Annotated in this window: 16 protein-coding genes; 9 read left to right on the forward strand and 7 right to left on the reverse strand. The window is 55.5% G+C overall.

The features are described 5' to 3' along the window. Positions 1 to 12 precede the first annotated feature (12 nt). Positions 13 to 852: a sugar phosphate isomerase/epimerase family protein gene (locus ACIGCM_RS09050; RefSeq protein ID WP_397501706.1), complete on the reverse strand. Its 840-nt coding sequence runs from the start codon at positions 850 to 852 to the stop codon at positions 13 to 15. 460 nt (positions 853 to 1312) lie between these two features. After that, positions 1313 to 1915, reverse strand: a complete 603-nt coding sequence (locus ACIGCM_RS09055; protein ID WP_397501707.1) for a HutD family protein — start codon at positions 1913 to 1915, stop codon at positions 1313 to 1315. A gap of 276 nt (positions 1916 to 2191) precedes the next feature. Between ACIGCM_RS09055 and hutI the strand changes: the two genes are divergently transcribed. From hutI to hutC, 8 genes are all read left to right on the forward strand, one after another. Continuing rightward, the gene (gene hutI, locus ACIGCM_RS09060; RefSeq protein WP_397501708.1) at positions 2192 to 3409 is read left to right on the forward strand and encodes an imidazolonepropionase; all 1218 of its coding nucleotides are present in this window, start codon (positions 2192 to 2194) and stop codon (positions 3407 to 3409) included. Beyond that, entirely contained in the window at positions 3399 to 4340 is a 942-nt protein-coding gene (gene hutG / locus ACIGCM_RS09065; protein WP_397501709.1) for a formimidoylglutamase, read from the forward strand. The genes hutI and hutG overlap by 11 nt, the downstream gene beginning before the upstream one ends. A 115-nt stretch (positions 4341 to 4455) precedes the next feature. Further along, a complete protein-coding gene (locus ACIGCM_RS09070; protein WP_397501710.1) occupies positions 4456 to 5781 on the forward strand; it encodes a YjiH family protein in 1326 nt (441 codons plus the stop codon). 28 nt (positions 5782 to 5809) lie between these two features. Further along, positions 5810 to 7477, forward strand: a complete 1668-nt coding sequence (hutU, locus tag ACIGCM_RS09075) for a urocanate hydratase (RefSeq protein WP_397501711.1) — start codon at positions 5810 to 5812, stop codon at positions 7475 to 7477. Between the two features lie 77 nt (positions 7478 to 7554). Further along, positions 7555 to 9159 (forward strand): BCCT family transporter, encoded by a 1605-nt coding sequence (locus tag ACIGCM_RS09080; RefSeq protein WP_397501712.1) that lies wholly within the window; start codon positions 7555 to 7557, stop codon positions 9157 to 9159. Next, positions 9140 to 10678, forward strand: coding sequence for a histidine ammonia-lyase (gene hutH, locus ACIGCM_RS09085; protein WP_397501713.1), 1539 nt, complete (start codon positions 9140 to 9142; stop codon positions 10676 to 10678). The genes ACIGCM_RS09080 and hutH (ACIGCM_RS09085) overlap by 20 nt, the downstream gene beginning before the upstream one ends. A gap of 12 nt (positions 10679 to 10690) precedes the next feature. Next, positions 10691 to 12226 carry a histidine ammonia-lyase gene (gene hutH, locus ACIGCM_RS09090; protein WP_397501714.1) on the forward strand — a complete coding sequence of 512 codons (1536 nt, stop codon included), beginning with the start codon at positions 10691 to 10693 and terminating at the stop codon, positions 12224 to 12226. 341 nt (positions 12227 to 12567) lie between these two features. Continuing rightward, complete coding sequence (hutC, locus tag ACIGCM_RS09095; protein WP_397501715.1) at positions 12568 to 13281, forward strand: histidine utilization repressor; 714 nt, start codon at positions 12568 to 12570, stop codon at positions 13279 to 13281. An 80-nt stretch (positions 13282 to 13361) separates the two neighbouring features. Here the strand turns inward: hutC and ACIGCM_RS09100 are convergent, their stop codons facing one another. From ACIGCM_RS09100 to ACIGCM_RS09110, 3 genes are all read right to left on the reverse strand, one after another. Further along, complete coding sequence (locus ACIGCM_RS09100) at positions 13362 to 14417, reverse strand: c-type cytochrome (RefSeq protein WP_397501716.1); 1056 nt, start codon at positions 14415 to 14417, stop codon at positions 13362 to 13364. Between the two features lie 11 nt (positions 14418 to 14428). Next, positions 14429 to 15025 carry a c-type cytochrome gene (locus tag ACIGCM_RS09105; RefSeq protein ID WP_397501717.1) on the reverse strand — a complete coding sequence of 199 codons (597 nt, stop codon included), beginning with the start codon at positions 15023 to 15025 and terminating at the stop codon, positions 14429 to 14431. 70 nt (positions 15026 to 15095) lie between these two features. Next, positions 15096 to 15449 carry a hypothetical protein gene (locus ACIGCM_RS09110; RefSeq protein WP_397501718.1) on the reverse strand — a complete coding sequence of 118 codons (354 nt, stop codon included), beginning with the start codon at positions 15447 to 15449 and terminating at the stop codon, positions 15096 to 15098. Positions 15450 to 15714: 265 nt separating this feature from the next. Between ACIGCM_RS09110 and ACIGCM_RS09115 the strand changes: the two genes are divergently transcribed. Continuing rightward, positions 15715 to 17166, forward strand: a complete 1452-nt coding sequence (locus ACIGCM_RS09115) for a DASS family sodium-coupled anion symporter (protein WP_397501719.1) — start codon at positions 15715 to 15717, stop codon at positions 17164 to 17166. 34 nt (positions 17167 to 17200) lie between these two features. Here ACIGCM_RS09115 and cueR read toward each other — a convergent pair whose 3' ends face one another. Next, complete coding sequence (cueR, locus tag ACIGCM_RS09120; protein ID WP_397501720.1) at positions 17201 to 17596, reverse strand: Cu(I)-responsive transcriptional regulator; 396 nt, start codon at positions 17594 to 17596, stop codon at positions 17201 to 17203. Positions 17597 to 17669: 73 nt separating this feature from the next. Next, complete coding sequence (locus ACIGCM_RS09125) at positions 17670 to 20051, reverse strand: heavy metal translocating P-type ATPase (RefSeq protein ID WP_397501721.1); 2382 nt, start codon at positions 20049 to 20051, stop codon at positions 17670 to 17672. Positions 20052 to 20130: the final 79 nt, after the last annotated feature.

Genomic DNA, 20130 nt, shown 5'->3' on the forward strand with positions numbered 1-20130 from the left:
GGTGGCTCCAGCTCAGGCAAAAACGCGATTGAAGTGTTGGCGTTCGGTGTCGCCAATCCAGCGGTTGAGGGACCACAGATCAGCCACCGGCACATTGGTAAAGGGCAAGTGATGCAAATAGCCGTCCGGGCCGAACTCTGGGGTCATGGTGCTGACCTGATAGCCCCGCGCTTGTTGTGCTTGCCATATGGTTTCCCAGTGAGACTGGTGAAACGCCAGCGCATTGGCGTATTCGGGGGCCGCTGGGTGCGGCACTTGTGGCCCTTGGTCATAACCGACACGGGCTTGAATGTGGTGCACACGCTCAACAAAGGCGCTGAGATCATCAGCCGGGTCGTTGAGCAGGCGCTCACAGGTCACCACCCAGTGGCTGATGTCGCTGGTGAACAGCATCTCAGGTAACTGCCGGATCAGATCGAGCGTGATCCAGGGGTTGAAAAGCGAACGAGCACGATGTGTTTCAAAGCTACAGAGCAGGCCATTACGCTTGGCAACGTCCATTGCGCCGCCGAAGAAGTCGACCTGTTGCGCTAATGACCAGCGATCATTGCCGGCCAACACATTGACGAAACGTGGCTGCAGTTCACTGGCTAAATCCAGCTTGCGCGCCAAGTCGTCGAGGTGCATTGCAGGCGTCGCCGATTGATCGGGTAAAACATCGTAGGCGGTGAAGACAATGCAGATATAGGCCAGTTGCTCGGCGCTGAGAAATCCAGCAAAGGCTTTACGTTCAGTGGCATCGAGCGGCAAGCGCGCTTCCATGCCATCAAAACCTGCGGCTTTAAGCTCTGCATAGGCTTGAGCTTTGCTGCCGGGATAACCCCATAGGGTACGAAACAGTTCGAGTTGCATAGATTGTCTTCCCAAGCCAGACGTGGGTTGCTCGCAGCCGGGCGCAAGGGCCTGGCGTGATGATCAACTGCTGAGCGTTAGCGCAGTAATGCCTTGGGGTTTGAATCTATGTTTGAAGCAACTTGATGAGAGTGCATAACGGTTCCTTTGAAACGCTTGGCAACGGGCATCGTTAGGCATGCCTGCGCCGTTTTTTATAGTGTTGCTACGCGAGCGCAGCATTTGGCAGTCAAAGGTTTCATCTGGCCAGCCTCTTTAGGGCCAGTCCAATGCATCACGCGTGGTGTGCAGATTTGTCTCGATTATGGGGAGCGTTTGGCGCGCAAAAGAATAGCGTTGGCCAAATAATTAGTTTTGAATTTTCTAAACTAATAAAAGCCTCAAGGCCACTATTTAGCAGCTGTTGTTTAAGCAAGGCAAAACCTAATGCACCGCTCTGTGCCGGTGTTTTTAGCCTGTATCAGCTCTGGCTTGTGTGGTGTTGCAGCCGTGCGAGGAACAACTTGCTAGGCGTTTGCGCGTTAAGTTCGATGGTTTGGTTGGCGTCGTCCTCATCCAGTAATAACCCTTGGCCCGCAGTTAACACCTGTTGCCCCCGGCAGGTTAAGGGCCCGCCAGACTGGCAGTAGAGCATCACCACTGTTGCGTGATCTACAGTCGCTAAGGTCTGGCAGCCACTGATATCCAGCATCTCAAGTTGATGAGTCCAGTCAGCGCGTCGGCTCATCAGATTGAAGTCCGTGACTTCGCCATCCATCAACTCTGCATACACAGTGGTTTCACCGCGAAACGCCCAAGGCTGGGACCTTGCTGTCAGCACCAATGGGGCAGCATCCTGGGTATGCAGGCGCAAGCCTTCACCACTCAATATTGCCAAGCTACGGTCTAACCCGGCAAAGCTGGAAAAGCTGCCATGGCCGCCAACGGTGGCGCTGCTGATGCGCCAGGCGAAGTCCTCAAGGCTAGCGCCGGCCGGGAAAATGACCAATTCGGCGGTGCTACCTGTGCCGTTCTTCCAAGGCATGTGCTTTGCGCTGGCAAGGTCGAATCTGCGGATGCTCATGAAGACGATCTCTTTTAATGTATATACAAATAAGGGTTAAATATTTCAATTAGAAAATTATATTCTGAAAGCCCTGGAACGCTCAGCGCTAAATGCATAAGGTTAGGGATTCAACACTGTTCTCAAGGCATATTCAAGGGCGCTGGCTGGCTTTAAGCGCTGGGTATGCAGGTTTTTGCTGCAAACAAAACTGACGGAAAGGGGCTTGACCTGCTCAATTATCAATCATAATGTATATACAAGAAGGTTGAAGAATAAGAGTCAAGGAGCATACCCATGCCGTTATCCAGCCAAGATGCCAAGCTCTGGCGTGATGTCAGTGTATTTGATGGCTTGCAAACCCTCCCCGAACCTATGGCTGTTTTGGTCAAAGGTGATGTAGTTGCAGGGTTGTGGCCAGAATCCGGGTTCGCTTTGCAGGATGCGCAGGGGGCTGTCGAAGTAGGCCGCGGTGGCGTGATGACGCCGGGCCTGGTTGATTGCCACACCCACCTTGTATTCGCCGGTAACCGTGCCGCTGAATTTGAGCTGCGCCTTGAAGGTGCCAGTTACGCTGAAATTGCCCGTGCCGGTGGCGGGATTATTAGCTCCGTGCGCGGTGTGCGGGCCGCTAGCGAAGATGAATTGCTGGCGCAGGCACTGCCGCGTTTGCAAGCCCTGATTGATGACGGTGTGACCAGCGTTGAGATCAAGTCTGGCTACGGTTTGACCGTTGCCGATGAGTTAAAGATGTTGCGCGTCGCCCGGCGTCTGGGCGAGCAGCTTCCCGTTCATATCACCACCACCCTGCTGGGTGCCCATGCCTTGCCGCCTGAGTTCGCGGATGACAGTGACGGTTACATTCGCCTGGTCTGTGAACAAATGATCCCAGCGGCTGCCCGTGAAGGCTTAGCCGATGCAGTGGATGTGTTCTGTGAAAACATTGCCTTCAGCACGGAGCAGACTGAGCGGGTATTTGTTGCCGCCAAAGCCCATGGGTTGGCAATAAAAATACATGCTGAACAGTTATCCAATCAAGGCGGTAGTGCTTTGGCTGCGCGCCACGGTGGGCTTTCGGCGGATCACATTGAGTATCTCGATGAGGCTGGGGTTAAAGCCATGGCCGAGGCGGGCACTGTTGCAACCCTGTTGCCGGGTGCCTTCCATACCTTGCGTGAAACCCAGCTACCGCCCATTCAACTGCTACGCGATTACGGCGTGCCAATGGCCTTGGCCAGTGATGCCAATCCCGGTACATCACCGATCTGCTTCCCAACCTTGATGCTCAATCTGGCCTGCACCTTATTCCGCCTGACTCCCCGTGAAGCATTGGCTGGGATGACGGCGCATGCGGCAACGGCGATTGGGCGCAAAGACCTTGGACGTATCCAGGTGGGTGCACCTGCCAATCTTTGCGTCTGGGATGTGCAACAGGCTGCGGAACTGGCCTATGCGGTTCAGCCGGGTCGTTTACTCCAGCGCGTTTTTGCCGGAGTACTCACCCATGACCGTTGATCGTCACTCAATGCAGCTTTGGGCAGGGCGAACCGACCCTGAGGAAGACAGCCCGCGTTGGCATCAACGTATTCAGCCACTTGGCCGAGACACTCAGCCCGGTGTGGCGCTGATCGGTTTTGCCAGTGATGAAGGCGTGCGTCGCAACCATGGTCGCATCGGTGCGGCTGCAGGCCCTGAAGCCATCCGCAAGGCGTTGGCTAACTTAGCTTGGCATCGCAATGGGCCTGCATTTGATGCCGGTGATGTGGTCTGCGCAGATGACAATCTGGAAGCGGCCCAAGCCCGCCTTGGCGCTAATGTGGCGCAGTTGCTTGACGCTGGGCACTTACCCATTGTCCTTGGTGGTGGCCATGAAGTCGCTTTTGGCAGCTGGCAAGGCATCGCCCAGCATCTGACAAACGCTGCTGCGCCGCGCATTGGCATCATCAATTTCGATGCTCACTTTGACCTGCGCGACCCTGCATTTGTGCGCTCATCGGGCACGCCATTTGCGCAAATCGCCGAGCAGTGCGCGCAACGCAACTGGCCATTTCGCTACGCCTGCCTCGGTATCAGCCGGGCGAGCAATACCCGTGCATTGTTTAAGCGTGCCGAGGCGCTGGATGTGCTGGTCCGCGAAGACCGGCAGATTCGCGCGGACAGCATCAATGACATCAGTGCGGACCTGCAGGCATTTCTTGATGACTGCGACCTGATCTACCTGACCATCGATATCGACGTCTTGCCTGCTTGTGAAGCACCGGGTGTCAGTGCTCCAGCACCGCGGGGCGTGCCATTGGCGTTGCTTGAACCTCTGCTGGAGCAGGTCCGTGACAGCGGCAAATTGCGTCTTGCTGATCTGGCTGAGCTGAACCCGAGTCATGACATCGACAGTCGCACCGCACGCGTGGCTGCGCGGCTTATTCACCTGCTGACGTTGACGGGCTAAGCGACCTAGTAGCGCAGCGATTTCTCCAACAAAAACAACAGTGAGGAATAACCCCAATGAGCGATTTCGCCAACCAAGCGAAGCCAGCCTGCCTCTTTAAGGCAGGAGTCTTGTCATGAGTGAGCAACTCTCTTTAACCGCTGGCGTCTCTAAGCCCAGAGCGTTGGTGCGTTTGTTGGGCTACAGCCTGATCGGTCTGCTGATCTTTTTTGTGCCATTCACTATTGGGGGCCGCTCCACCATTTTGCTCGACCACGCAGCCAGTGCCCTGCAAACCAACGCGCGGCCACTGGTTATCGCGATCGCGCTGCTGTTTATGCTCTATGGCGCGGCGCAGCCTTGGTTCAGTGGCAGCTGGCGCAAAGACCTCACCACCACCGTATTCAGCGTGCTCAAGGTATTTGGCTTGTTGGTCGGTGTGGCTTACCTGCTGCATATCGGCCCCGAAGCACTTTATGCACCGGGTATGCTGCCGTTTTTGTTCGACAAGCTGGTATTGAGCCTTGCCTTGATTGTGCCGCTGGGCGCGCTGGCATTGGTGTTCTTGATCGGCTTTGGCTTGCTCGAACTGATCGGCGTATTGATGCAACCGGTGATGCGACCTATCTGGCGCACCCCGGGCAAGTCCGCGATTGATGCGGTGGCCTCTTTTGTCGGTAGCTACTCAGTCGGGCTGTTGATTACTGACCGCATGTACCAGCAGGGTCACTATAGCCTGCGTGAAGCAGCCATTATCGCCACCGGCTTCTCTACAGTTTCGGCACCCTTTATGGTCATCATCGCCAAGACCCTCGGCCTGATGGACAGCTGGAACCTGTATTTCTGGAGCGCAATGCTGGTCACCTTCAGCGTGACAGCGGTCAGTGCGCGTATTTATCCGCTGTCGAAGTTGCCAAGCGAAAGCACGCCAGAACCCGCGTTGAAAGCGGGTGAAAGCCGTATCGCCAGTGCCTGGCATGCCGGGCTCACCCAGGCCAGCCAAGCCCCGGCTTTGTGGGCGTCTTTGCGCGAAACCTTTGTCGATGGTTTGCGCATGACCGCCGCTATTTTGCCCAGCATCTTGGCAGTTGGCTTGCTGGGTTTGCTGGCCGCCAAATACACGCCAATTTTTGATGCCCTGGGTGTGCTGTTCTACCCCTTGACCTGGCTGCTTGGTGTCAGTGATCCAATGCAAGTGGGCGGTGCTATCGCCTCGGGTCTGGCAGAAATGTTCTTGCCCGCGATTCTGCTTAAGGATGCCGAGGTCATGGTCAAGTTTGTCGTGGCCATTGTCTCGGTCAGCAGCGTGTTGTTTCTCTCTGCCTCTATTCCCTGCGTGCTTGCCACGCGGATCCCCTTGCGTTTGCGCGACCTGTTAGTGGTCTGGTTGCAACGCACTGTTCTAAGTCTGGTATTCAGCATTCCGCTGGCGTACCTGGCGCACTCACTCAACCTTATTTAAGCCTTGTCGCTATTTCCAGGAGCCTGTTATGAGCCTCTTTCGTGATACTGAAATCCGTGCTGCACGTGGCAGCAAACTGACCGCTAAAAGCTGGTTGACCGAAGCGCCACTGCGCATGCTGATGAATAACCTCGACCCGGAAGTGGCCGAGAACCCGAATGAGCTGGTGGTCTACGGTGGTATTGGCCGTGCAGCGCGTAACTGGGAATGCTACGACAAGATCGTGGAGGTGCTGACTCGTCTTGAAGACAATCAAACCTTGTTGATCCAATCCGGCAAGCCGGTCGGCGTCTTTGAAACCCACGCCAATGCCCCCCGCGTATTGCTCGCCAACTCCAACTTGGTGCCGCATTGGGCAACCTGGAAGCATTTCAATGAGCTCGATGCCAAGGGCTTGGCCATGTACGGCCAGATGACTGCTGGCAGCTGGATCTACATCGGCTCGCAAGGCATTGTTCAGGGCACTTACGAAACCTTCGTCGAGGCCGGTCGTCAGCACTACGACGGCAACCTCATCGGCCGCTGGGTGCTCACCGCAGGTTTGGGTGGCATGGGTGGAGCTCAACCACTAGCGGCAACCCTGGCCGGCGCTTGCTCGCTGAACATCGAATGCCAGCAGAGCCGGATCGATTTCCGTTTGAAAACGCGCTATGTCGATGAGCAAGCCGCTGACCTTGACGATGCATTGGCGCGCATCAGCAAATACACCACAGAAGGCAAAGCCATCTCGATTGCCTTGTGTGGCAACGCGGCTGAAATTTTGCCGGAGTTGGTGCGTCGGGGTGTGCGACCCGACATGGTTACCGACCAAACCAGCGCCCATGACCCGCTCAACGGTTACCTGCCAAAAGGCTGGAGCTGGGAAGAGTACCGCGACCGTGCACAGACCGATGCCGATGCAGTGGTCAAAGCGGCTAAGCAGTCGATGGCCGAGCACGTCAGCGCCATGTTGGCGTTCCAGCAAATGGGCGTCCCAACGTTCGACTACGGCAACAACATCCGCCAGATGGCGTTGGAAGAGGGGGTCGACAACGCCTTTGATTTCCCGGGCTTTGTGCCTGCCTATATCCGCCCGCTGTTCTGTCAGGGCATCGGCCCGTTCCGCTGGGTGGCGCTGTCCGGTGACCCGGAAGATATCTACAAAACCGATGCCAAGGTCAAAGAGCTGATCCCGGATGACAAGCACCTGCACAACTGGCTGGATATGGCCCGTGAGCGCATCAGCTTCCAAGGTCTGCCTGCACGTATTTGCTGGGTCGGCTTGAAAGACCGTGCCCGTCTGGCCCAAGCCTTTAATGACATGGTCGCCAGTGGCGAGCTGAAAGCCCCTGTGGTGATTGGTCGTGATCACCTTGATTCAGGCTCGGTTGCCAGCCCGAATCGTGAAACCGAAAGCATGCTCGATGGCTCCGATGCCGTGTCTGACTGGCCGCTTCTTAATGCGCTGCTCAACACCGCTGGTGGCGCAACTTGGGTGTCACTGCACCACGGTGGTGGTGTGGGTATGGGGTATTCGCAGCACTCAGGTGTGGTGATAGTTGCAGACGGTACGCCTGAAGCGCGCGCACGTTTGGGCCGGGTTTTACGCAATGATCCGGGCACAGGGGTCATGCGTCATGCCGATGCTGGTTATGATATTGCCGCTGATTGCGCACGGGAGCAGGGGCTGGATCTGCCGATGTTAGGCGAGCGCTAATCAAAGGGTACGACCATTCGCAGCCTCGGTTGTGAATGGTTGTGCATCGCACGCAACACCCAAGTGGGCAGACAACAATGAACTCCAACAGTCAAAAAAGCCTGAACCGAAGTGTATTTATTCCAACATTCCTGGTGGTCCTGATCGCCGTAGCCGTCGGGTTGTTGAACAATGAAATGTTGGTCCGAGTGGCCAAGGATGTCTTTTACTTTTCACTCTCTGATTTTGCTTGGCTGTACCAGTTGTTGGCGATATCAGTGTTGGGGCTGGTGGTTTATATCTTTTTCTCTAAGGCCGGTGATATCCGCCTTGGCGGCGCAAATGCCAAGCCGACATTTTCAATGGCCTCAAACTTTGCCATGGCCTTGACCGGTGGTATTGCTACTGGCGTGGTGACTTACTCCGTTAATGAACCGATCATTTACTTGGGTAATATCTACGGCGAAATCGCTAATCAATCCTTTGCGCCCAGCAGTGCAGAAGCCGCGATTTTTGCGTTGGCGCGCTGCTTTCACAACTGGAGTTTTATTCCTTATGCGATGTATTCGATTGTCGGTTTGATGATCGCTTACATGCACTACAACCGGAAAAAGGACTTCTCCATCGCGGCCACCTTGTCACCGGTAATCGGTGCACATAACCAGCGGCCATTGGTTAAATCATTGATCGACGTTGTTTCTGTTCTGGCCATCGCGCTGGGCTTGGCCTCGTCATTGGGTGCGGGACTGGCACTCATCAGTTCTGGGATTGAAGCGCAGTACGGTATTGAATCAAGCCCAATGACGTGGTTGTTGTTGTCATTGCTGATTACAGCTGTGTTTGTCACTTCAGCGTTGTCAGGGCTTAAACGCGGTATTCAGTTTTTGTCCTCAATCAATGCCTATATTTTCTACGCCTTTGTGATCATTCTGCTTCTCGTGGGGCCGTTGAGTTACATCTTCAACCTGTCGGTGACGTCGATTGGTTATTGGCTGGATAATTTCTTCCTCTGGTCATTCGATACCAAGGAATCTGGTGGTGAAGCATTGGTTACCTGGTGGACCATGTATGACTGGTCTATCTGGATCGCTTATGCGCCGCTAATGGGTCTGTTTTTGGCGCGCATTTCCTACGGGCGTACCCTGCGTCAGTTTCTGTTGATCAACTGGATTCTGCCCTCAGTGTTTGGCATGGTCTGGTTCGCAATCTGGGGCGCTTCTGCAATCAAGTGGCAGCTCGATGGCAGCCTTGATTTGATCAAAGTGATTACCGATCACGGCGCTGTGGCAGGCTTGTGGGGCTTCTTGCAGCACCTGCCGATGTCGGGACTGTTGGTGCCGTTGGCGATTTTTACCTTGATTATCTCTTTCGCCACGGCAGCGGATTCGATGACCTCGACTATCGCTTCGATTTGCACCAAGAACATCCGTGCAGACGAAGAATCGCCAAAGTCGCAGAAGATTATCTGGGGCCTTTCTATCAGTGCCATTGCCTTCATCATGGTTGCCTTCGGTGGTGGTGCGCAGGGTGTTGATGGCATCAAATACCTTGCCGCAGCAGGCGGTTTCACCGTGCTGTTTCTGTTTATCCTTATCGCGGCATCAGCAGCGCGTGTGTTCGTTTTCAAAAAGGAAACCTTGAGCACAAACCTGATCGAAAGTCGCGAGCAGTTAGGGGCCGTTAATGAACAACCTATTGCCTGATGTGCTGCTGAGCGAAGCGCCGGTCACTTGGCTTGATGTTGTCAATGTGGCGCGTAATGGCGCGCGCATGGAGCTGTCTGCCTACCGCTGGATGCGGGTGAACGATGCCCGAGAGGCGGTGTTGACGATTGCGCGTTCAAGCAAGCCGCATTACGGCATCAACACTGGACTTGGCGCATTATGCGATGTGGTATTTGCGCCAAGTGAGCTGAGTAAGCTTTCCCGGCATACGCTGATGAGCCATGCATGTGGTGTCAGCTCACCGCTGCGCAGCGAGCAGGTGCGGGCAATTATGTGCTGCGCGGTGGTTAACTACAGTCACGGCTATTCCGGGGTTAGTGGTGAGGTGGTCAAGGGCCTGTTGAATCTGCTCAACCAAGGCGTCACGCCGGTAGTTCCGGGCCAGGGTTCGGTCGGTTATTTATCGCACATGGCGCACATTGGTTTGGCGCTGTTGGGCATTGGCGATGTTGAGTTTGCCGGGCAGATTGTGACGGCCAGCCAAGCGCTGGCGAGTATTGAGATGCAGCCGGTGGAACTCGGTCCCAAGGATGGCTTGTGTCTGGTTAACGGTACGCCTGCGATGACCGGGCTGGCCTGTTTGACACTGGCTGACACTTACCATCTGGCGAGTTGCGCGGATGTGGTTGCGGCCATGAGCTTCGAGGCTTTGGGGTGTCAGCTCGATGCCATCAGTTTGGCGGCGATTGAGCGTAAAACCCACGCCGGTATGCAGCGGACCACGGCCAACCTGCATCAGTTGTTAGCCGGCAGTCAAGTGGTCGCCAAAAGCCAGGGCACACACCTGCAAGATGCCTTGAGCCTGCGCGCCATTCCGCAGGTGCATGGCGCTTGCCGTGACCAACTGGAGCATGCTGCGCGACAGGTCAGTGATGAGCTCAACTCCGCGACTGATAACCCATTAGTGGTCAAGGATGGCAGCGAATACCGGATCATTTCGCAGGCCAACCCCCACGGTGAGTCGGTGGCCATGGCCTGTGATCTCCTGACGATTGCTGTGTGCGAGTGGAGCAGTATTTCCGAGCGCAGGGCTTATCGTCTAGTCACCCCGCAGACCAACAAGCTACCGCCGTTTTTGACCAAGGGCGGTGGGGTCAAATCAGGGATGATGATTGCGCAATACAGTGCGGCTTCTTTGGTGGCCGATAACAAACGGTTGGCCTTGCCTGCCGTGACTGACAACTTCCTCACGTCCGGGCTGCAAGAAGATCACCTGAGTTTGGGGGAGAGCGCCGCGTTGAAGTTGGATAAGGCCATTGAAAATGCCTTCTACGTGCTGGCTATTGAGTACTTGTTGGCCGCGCAGGCGTTTGACTTTATTGATGTCAGGCCGTTTGGTCAGGGCACTGGGTGCGCATGGGGGCTGCTGCGCGAACTGGTTGCCAGTTATGAAGAAGAGCATCCGTTGTATCAGGATATTCGCCACACCTATGAAGTGCTGCGCGATGCGAACACGTTGTTCGCGTTGCGTCAGGCGCTGCCGAATTTCGATCTTTGAGTTGAGACCATTATGTCTGTTTTGAACTTGATACCGGGCCGTTTAAACCTAACCCAGCTGCGCAGTTTTTATCAGCAAGCCCAACAGATTGAGCTTGATAGCAGTGCTGACCAAGGCATCGAAAATAGCGTTGCCTGTGTGCAGGGAATTCTTGACCAAGGTCGTACCGCATACGGAATCAACACTGGTTTTGGTTTGCTGGCGCAGACGCGTATCGCCACCGATGACCTGGAAAACCTGCAGCGTTCGCTTGTGCTGTCCCACGCTGCCGGTATTGGCGAGCCGCTGGATGACGCCATGGTGCGTTTGATCATGCTGCTCAAGGTCAACAGCTTGTCCCGTGGTTTCTCGGGTATTCGTCGCGAGGTTATTGATGCCTTGTTAGCCTTGATCAATGCCGAGGTTTACCCGCATATCCCGCTTAAGGGGTCAGTGGGTGCATCAGGCGATTTGGCACCTTTAGCCCATATGTCTTTGCTGTTGCTGGGTGAAAGCCAGGCGCGTCATCGCGGCGAATGGCTGCCGGCCAAAGGAGCACTGGCAATTGCTGGGCTGGAGCCACTGACGCTGGCGGCAAAAGAAGGGCTGGCATTGCTTAATGGCACTCAGGTTTCCACTGCTTATGCGCTGCGTGGTCTGTTTGAAGCCGAAGATTTGTACGCCGCCGCCTCGGTCTGTGGGGCGTTGAGCGTTGAGGCCATGCTCGGTTCTCGCTCGCCCTTTGATGCACGTATTCACGACGCGCGCGGTCAGCGCGGGCAGATTGATGCCGCAGCGGTCTATCGTTATCTGCTTGAAGCAAGCAGCGAAGTAGGCCGCTCCCATGAGGACTGTGACAAAGTACAGGACCCCTATTCACTGCGTTGTCAGCCACAGGTGATGGGGGCTTGCCTGACGCAGTTGCGCCAAGCCGCCGAGGTACTCGCGATTGAGGCTAACGCTGTTTCGGATAACCCGCTGGTGTTCGCCGCTGAGGGCGACGTGATCTCGGGCGGTAACTTCCATGCTGAGCCTGTGGCGATGGCAGCAGACAATCTGGCTTTGGCGATAGCTGAAATCGGCGCGCTCAGTGAAAGACGTATCTCGCTGATGATGGATAAACACATGTCGCAGCTGCCACCATTTCTGGTGGCCAATGGCGGGGTGAACTCAGGCTTTATGATCGCGCAGGTGACTGCTGCCGCACTTGCCAGTGAGAATAAGGCATTGGCCCATCCGCACAGTGTCGACAGCTTGCCAACTTCGGCAAACCAAGAAGACCACGTGTCGATGGCACCCGCAGCAGGCAAACGCTTGTGGGAAATGGCGGCCAATACCCGTGGCGTACTGGCCGTTGAGTGGTTGGGGGCTTGTCAGGGCTTGGATTTTCGCTCAGGCCTGAAAAGCTCTGAGGTGCTGGAGCAGGCGCGTAAGGTCCTGCGTGATGTGGTGCCATATTATGTAGAGGATCGCTTCTTCGCACCGGATATCGCCGCAGCAGATGAGTTGCTTAAGCAGCGTGTGCTGTCCGGCTTAATACCTGCGAAGGTATTGCCGTCGCACGGTTAAGGTTAATGGTGGCCGAAAAGAGCGTCGACCACCCTACGTTAGGGTCAGCATCTGAGTCTCGATGGTGGCTTTTGTAGGGTGCGGCAACGCGAAGCTTGCCCACCATGGTTTTAAAGGTTGCAGGTGTTTGTGGCCGTTAATGGTGGCCGAAAATGGCCTCGACCACCCGAGGGCGTCAGCCGTATGGGCTCGGTGGTGGCTGTTGTCGGGTGTGGCAATGCGAAGCTTGCCTGCCATGGCGTGGGAAATTGGCCGTTCTCCCACGAAGCGGTGCTTGTTGCTCGTCCAAATCTGCCGCGGCCTGTATTATTAGTGCGTCGCACCCACACAAAGGAATTTACGTGGCCAGCACGACCCCACGTTATCGTGTCATTGAAGAACACCTGCTAGAGCGCATTAGCAGCGGTGCATACCCCGTTCATCACCAGATCCCTCCTGAAGAGCAATTGGCCCGTGACTTTGGCGTGAGCCGCATGACGGCGAACAAGGCCATTCGTGATTTGGTGCAAAAAGGTTATCTGATTCGTCAGGCCGGGCTGGGTACTTTTGTGACCGACCGTAAGGCCGAATCCTCGCTGCATGAAGTCTTGAATATCGCCACCGAAGTCATCAGCCGTGGCCATGCTTACAGCAATGACGTGATCCGCTGTGAGGCAATAGAAGCAGATGATGAAGTGGCGCTGCGCTTGGGCGTGCGACTGGGCACTGAGGTGTTTCACACAATATTGGTGCACCGTGAAAGCGGCGTACCGATTCAGCTCGAGGATCGTTTTGTTAACCCGCGCTGGGTGCCGGATTACCTGGAGACTGACTTCTCGCAAAAGACCCCCAACGAAGTGCTGGTCGCCAACTGCCCGATATCCGATGTGGAACATGTAGTTGAAGCCTTGCTGGTCGACAGTCAAACCGCGCAGTGGCTGGATATCGACACCTGTGCGCCATGCCTAAGCATGGTTCGCCGCACCTGGTCGGATGAACACCTGATCAGCTACGCTCGGCTGATTCATCCGGGCGATCGCTACAAGCTGCGCTCACGCTCAAGTCGGCGTAGCTGACGGCCTTGCAACGAACTTTTCTAGCTATAAAAAATGCCGGAACTGCTTTGCGATCCGGCATTTTCAGTCAGCACTAAGGTTTATTTCACCGTGGTTGCCGGGAATGCCGCGCTGCCCAATGTGCTGCCATCCACTTCTTTTCCGTAATAGCCGTCATCGTCGGCGTGAAACTGTTTTGCTGTGGTCGCTACATCGTCTTTAAATCGTGGGTCTTGTGGGCGTTCACGGCTATTCATATAGGCCGCGACATCCCAGGCTTGCTGGGGTTTAAGCTGTACAGCTTTGCCCAGGGGCATGTTCTCGAAGATGAAGGTCGCGGCGGTGTTGACCCGGTGCATGCCTGCCCCCCAGTTAAACGACTGAGCTCCCCACAATGCTGGAATTACTGGCACATCAGCCATCACCGTGCCTTGCCCCTCAGCGCCGTGACATAGCGCGCAATGCTCGCTGTAGACCTTGGCACCACGTTCAGGTGACGGGGCCTCTGCGGGCTTTTCCAGAGTAGCAAATGCACGCCCAGGCATATGCCCTCGGGCATCAAGTTTGACTTTGTCAGTCAACGGCCCGGGTAGTTTGAATGTGTCTACGTTGCCACCTTGCTGCAAGGCTTTGTCACTCAGTTCGGGCACAGCTTTATCTTGCATGCCGAACATGTCGAGCAGCCCGCCCATTAGCAGCCAGTAGGAGTAAGCCGACATGGCGACTAACTCGGGCGAGTCAATTTCAGGTGCTTTGCCGTTCATTGAAAAACTGAAGCAGCCTTGAATGCGCTCGGCAAAGCTGCTGATTTTGTTGTTCTTCTTGCGAAACTCAGGGTACGCCAGAAACGCTGCCCACATTGGTGATGCATAGGCTTTGCTGCCTGCATCCAAGTGGCAGTTGGTGCAGTTGAGTTGATTGCCGACGTACTTGCCGCTGAGTTGCTGAGTGTTGACGAAAAGCTCGTAGCCTTTGCGGACTTTGTCACCAAAGGCGTCTTTAGGAATGGTGCTCAGGTCGCGGGGTTCGAAGTAATGAACATTGGCTGCTTTTTGTTGTGCTGGGATTTCATCCTGCATGTCAGCGATTAAGCCTTCAGCGTTGGCAGCGCTGCTGCCAACCAGTAACAGGAACAGCCACGCTTTGTTTATAGGCATAGGTTGATCCCTTACTTGATGGCTGACAGGTAGTCAGCCAAGGCTTGAATTTCGGTGTCTTTGAGCTTACCGGCGATGTGACCCATGGTGTTGTCCGGGTCTCCCTTGCGCTCATTCTTTTGCCATGCGATCAGCTGTTCTTTGAGATAGCTGCTCTGTTGGCCGGCTAAGCGTGGAAAGTGTTCGCCACCAACCGCCGATGGACCATGACAGCTATAGCACGCAGGCAATGAGCGATGCAGGTCACCTTGGTAATACAGTTTTTCTGCACCGGATTGATTAAGCACATCGCCGCGTTTTTGTAGCGTCGGTGTGGTGCCTTGCGCGGCGTAATAGTCCAAGGCTTGTTGGCGAACATTGAGGTCAACCAAGCTTTGCGCCATAAGCGTCATGATCACATTGTTGCGATCACCCGAAATAAAGTGCTCGATTTGAGCGTTCATATAACGACTCGAAAGTCCGGCGAGCTTGGGCGCTTGCGGTGTTCCTTGACCATCAGCGCCGTGGCAAGCAACGCAGGTTTGCGCCGCCTCGGGTATTTCTGCGGCATGGGCATCGTTAATGACAATTAGTGTTAGCAACATGCTGATCGGTAAGAGTCTGCGCATACGATCCTTCAGGCGAGCATGGGTATGGGTTAATCATAGGCCGTTTCAAAAGCCTCGCCACCCATCTTTGTTAATGCTTACGCAGCGCTTGTGCCATTGCCTGATCTTTATGCCGCTGCCAGTCTTGCTCGCGTTCATCCTTGATGTAGGCCTGCCAGTCGCGTTGCTCGTCGTTTTGTTGCATGGCTTGGCATTGGCGGAAACCATCATCCCAGCCGGCGCTGTACAGGGCTTCGTTCAGATAGCGCGGTACGTCCTTCTTGAAGCTGCCGTTGATCGAGCCGCCAGCTTGATGGCCACTGTTGCAGCCTTGGGCAAAACCGTCGGCATAGGCGGGAGGGTAGTTTTGCTCAAGCAAGGCTTCACGGGTTGATTGGCAGCCAACCAGCCCCGCGAGGATACATAGACTTAATAGACGCCACATTACACAGACTCACTTAATCCTGAGCAACTTGCTCAGGATTAAGTGTGCTGCGCTATCGGTTAAGAATTCGTCAAATGAAAGTGATGAAATCATTGCCCTAGCGGGCGACACCGTTGACCTGGAGCAGTAAGGGGGTCAGCAAAAGTGCTGATAATTGATTTACTTTGCCAAGGCGCGTAATCGGTTTTGTGACAGCGGACTTGGGCTCAGCAGCTATATTTTGACGGGTAGTACAGGTATTTGCCCGACTCGTTAAGGAAAACCCATGAAACCAATACCGGCGTTAATTGCCTTGGCCATTGCTTTACTGATCTGGTTTGTTATTCCAGTTCCCCAAGGCGTAACACCTGAGGCGTGGCATTTGCTGGCGATCTTTATTGGCACTATTGCCGGTATCATCGGCAAAGCAATGCCGATAGGCGCGCTGGCGATGATTGGCATCATGTTGGTGGCCATTACCGGTGTGACCAGCGATAAGCCGAGCGTTGCCATCAAGGATGCTTTGAGCGGGTTTTCTAACTCGCTGATCTGGCTGATTGGTATCGCCATCATGATCTCGCGGGGGCTGATCAAGACGGGGCTGGGTAACCGCATTGCCTATTACTTTATCTCGATATTCGGTAAGCGAACCTTGGGTATCGGCTACGCACTGGCGCTCTCGGAATTGACCCTGGCACCCATCACGCCCAGCAATACGGCGCGAGGCGGCGCTATTATGCATCCAATCATGCGTGCCATTGCCAGTAGCTTTGGTTCCTCGGCGGAGCAGGGTACCGAAAAGAAAGTGGGCGAGTATTTGGCCTTGGTCAACTACAACGCCAACCCTATTACCTCGGCGATGTTTATTACCGCTACAGCACCTAACCCCTTGATTGTCAGCCTGATCGCTAAAGGCACTGGGAGCCACATCGAAATTTCCTGGGCGATGTGGGCGTTGGCCGCTCTGTTGCCGGGGTTGGTCGCGATTTTACTGATGCCGCTGATTCTCTATGTCTGCTTCCCTCCCTCACTCAAGCAAACCCCGAATGCCACGTTGTTCGCCAAACAAAAGCTCGAAGAGCTGGGTGGTTTTAAACGGCCAGAACAGATCATGCTTGGCGTGTTTGCCTTGCTGCTGTTGCTGTGGGCAGGGGTGCCCGCCATGCTTTTTGGCGATGCATGGAAGTTCGATGCCACCACGGTTGCTCTTTTGGGGCTTTCGATCCTGCTGGTGACCGGCGTTTTAACCTGGGAGGACATTCTCAAGGAAAAGACCGCCTGGGACACCATTACCTGGTTTGCTGCATTGGTCATGATGGCCAGCTTTCTTGGAAAGCTGGGCCTGATCGGCTGGTTCTCAGGGGTTATCCAACAGGAAATTGGTTCGTTCGGCTTGGGCTGGGCCGGGGTGATTGCCATGCTGGTGCTGGTGTATTTTTACTCACATTACTTCTTTGCCAGCACCACTGCGCATATCACCGCGATGTACGCAGCATTTCTGGCCGCAGGGATCGCCTTGGGCGCGCCGCCATTGCTGTTGGCGTTGATCTTGGCGTTCTCGTCATCACTGATGATGTCGCTGACTCACTATGCCACCGGAACTGCGCCAATCGTATTCGGCTCGGGTTACGTGACGCTCGGGCGCTGGTGGATAGCCGGGCTTGTTATGAGCGTCGCCAATTTGGTGATCTGGGCAGGCGTGGGCGCGTTTTGGTGGAAAGTTCTGGGGTATTGGTAACGGACGAGCTACGCGTTGCCGCACCCTATAAGTTCTATGTAGCGCTCGGCTCTAGGGCTTTAATGATCGGGCAGTCTGGCCGGTGGTCGCCGTGGCAGTGATCACTCAGCTCTTGCAGGGTATCGCGCAAGCCCGTCAGTTCAGCGATTTTTTGATTGAGCTGCGCAATGTGCTCACCCGCCAGTTTCTTCACATCAGCACTGGCGCGCGCTCGGTCTTGCCACAGGGCCAGTAGCTTGGCGACTTCCGCTAATGAAAAGCCCAAGTCTCTGGCCCGTTTGATAAAGGCCAGGCGATGCAGATCTTGTGCACTGTAAATGCGATAGCCACTGTCACTGCGCCCAGCTTCGGGGAGCAGGTCGATCGACTCGTAATAGCGAATCATCTTCGCGCTAAGCCCCGTTTTCTTCGCCGCTTGGCCAATATTCACTTCAGGTCTCCATTCACAAGGGTTGCTCAGTAATTGCGCCGCTAATAACGACTCAGTGCAGCAGTTGTAGCCCTTACTCAGAGGGTTTCCAGCGTTTTAACAGCAACGCATTGGCCACGACGCTAACACTGGATAGCGCCATGGCGGCACCAGCCACCATCGGGCTCAAGTAACCCAAGGCCGCTAAGGGGATGCCCACCATGTTGTATGCAAAAGCCCAAAACAGGTTCTGGCGAATCTTGTTGAAGGTGCGGTTGCTGATATCCAGCGCAGCAGCCACCAAGCGCGGGTCGCCACGCATCAAGGTGATACCCGCTGCATGCATGGCAACATCAGTACCGCCGCCCATGGCGATACCTACATCCGCCGAGGCTAGAGCAGGTGCATCATTAATGCCATCGCCGACCATGGCGACCACGCCGTGTTTCTTCAACTCATTGATGATCGCCGCTTTATCAGCGGGCAATACATTGGCGTGGGTCGAATCGATTGCCAGCTCACGGGCAACTTTCTCGACGCTGCCACGGTTATCACCACTGATCAGGTGCGCTTCGATATCCAGCGCTCGCAAACGGCTGATGGCCTCTTGAGCACCGACCTTGAGCGTGTCGCCAAAGGCAAATAAGCCGAGTATCTGCGGCTGAGGCTTTTGTTCGATCAACCAGGACAAGGTGCGTCCTTGTGCTTCGAGTTCCTCGGCCTTGGCCGCTAAGTCAGCCGGGTTTAAATCATGCTCATCAAGCATGCGTCGATTGCCCAGGGCCAGGCTGCGCTCACCGACTTGCCCAGCAATACCCCGGCCGCTCAGTGCTTTACTGGAGATGGCCTGCGCAGGCGCAATACCTTGTTCGGCGCAGGCATCGAGCACCGCTTTTGCCAGTGGGTGTTCGCTGCCGCGCTGCAAACTGCCCGCCAGTTGCAGCAGTTGCTTGGTATCGCCATCAACGGCTTGCATGTCAGCGATTTGCGGTGTGCCGGAGGTGAGGGTGCCCGTCTTGTCGAAGGCGACAATATTGACCTTGTGCGCAACCTCCAGGGCTTCGGCATCCTTGATCAAAATACCGTGGCGCGCTGCGACGCCAGTACCCGCCATAATCGCCGTGGGGGTTGCCAAACCCAGCGCACAGGGGCAGGCAATCACCAATACCGCCACGGCGTTGAGCAGGGCAACTTGCATCCCCACGCCTGCTATTAGCCAGCCAATCAGGGTGATCAAGGCAATGGCTAGAACGGCGGGCACAAATACCTGGCTGACTTTGTCTACCAGCTTTTGAATAGGCGCTTTGGCCGCCTGTGCGTCTTCGACCAAGCGAATGATCTTCGCCAGTACGGTCTCGCTGCCCAGAGCCGTCGTTTCGATTAACAGGCGTCCCTCGCCGTTAATCGCCCCCGCGGTGACTGAGTCGCCCGGTTGTTTGGCCTGCGGGACGCTTTCGCCGCTGATCAAGGCTTCATCGGCATGGCTCTGACCTTCAATCACCTTGCCATCCACCGGGAAGCGTTCACCCGGTTTGACCACCACCTGATCGCCCAAAGTGAGTTCGCTTAATGCAACCAATTGCTCCTCGCCGTCTTTCAGGCGCAGTGCCTGATCGGGGCGCAGTGCTTGCAGGGCACGAATGGCGCTTGTGGTTTGGCGCTTGGCCCGGCTTTCCATGTATTTGCCGAGCATAATCAGGGCGATAATGACCGCCGACGCTTCAAAGTAAAGGTGCGGGGTTTGCCCGGTTGGCGTGACCAGCCACTGGTAAACACTCAAACCGTAGCCAGCACTGGTGCCAATGGCTACCAGTTGATCCATATTGCCAGCACCTGCGCGCAGCGCCTTCCAGGCTGCGCGATAAAAACGTGCACCCAGGATAAATTGCACCGGCGTGGCGATCACAAACTGTGCCCAAGCCGGAAGCATCCAATGCACCCCAAAGGGTGCCAGTAACATGGGCAGCACTAGCGGCGCAGCCAGCACCAGCGCGGTGATGACTAACCAACGTTCACGTTGAAGGCTTTTTTCGGCATTGTCTGGTTGATCCGTCTGCTCTGTTAATAACGTCGCGCTGTAACCGGCCTCGCTGACGGCGCTGAGCAGGGTTTTAGCATCGGTACCTTGGGCAACCCTAAGTTGTGCCTGCTCGGTGGCAAGGTTGACGCTGACCTCCAATACCCCCGGTTGCTTTGCCAGTGCTCGCTCGATACGACCTGTACAACTGGCGCAGGTCATGCCTTGAATCGCCATTTCTACGCGCTCGCCAGGGACTTCATAACCCGCGTCTTGAATAGTGGCGACCAGCTTGGCCACGCTATCTGGCGGGGCTTGAATGCGGGCTTGTTCGGTGGCCAGGTTAACGTTGGCGGCGCTGACCTCAGGCAATTGGCGCAAGGCACGCTCTACACGTCCGGCACAGCTGGCGCAGGTCATGCCGGCGATGGGTAGGTCAAATGTGCGAGTGGCAGACATGGGGCGATCTCCTTGAAGTTCACCGACATGATCAACCTTGCCATCTGGGGAAGGTCAAGTGTTTGGGCGATTTGGCTGA

The sequence above is a fragment of the Pseudomonas sp. NPDC078700 genome (assembly GCF_044542375.1).
Taxonomy (GTDB): Bacteria; Pseudomonadota; Gammaproteobacteria; order Pseudomonadales; family Pseudomonadaceae; genus Aquipseudomonas.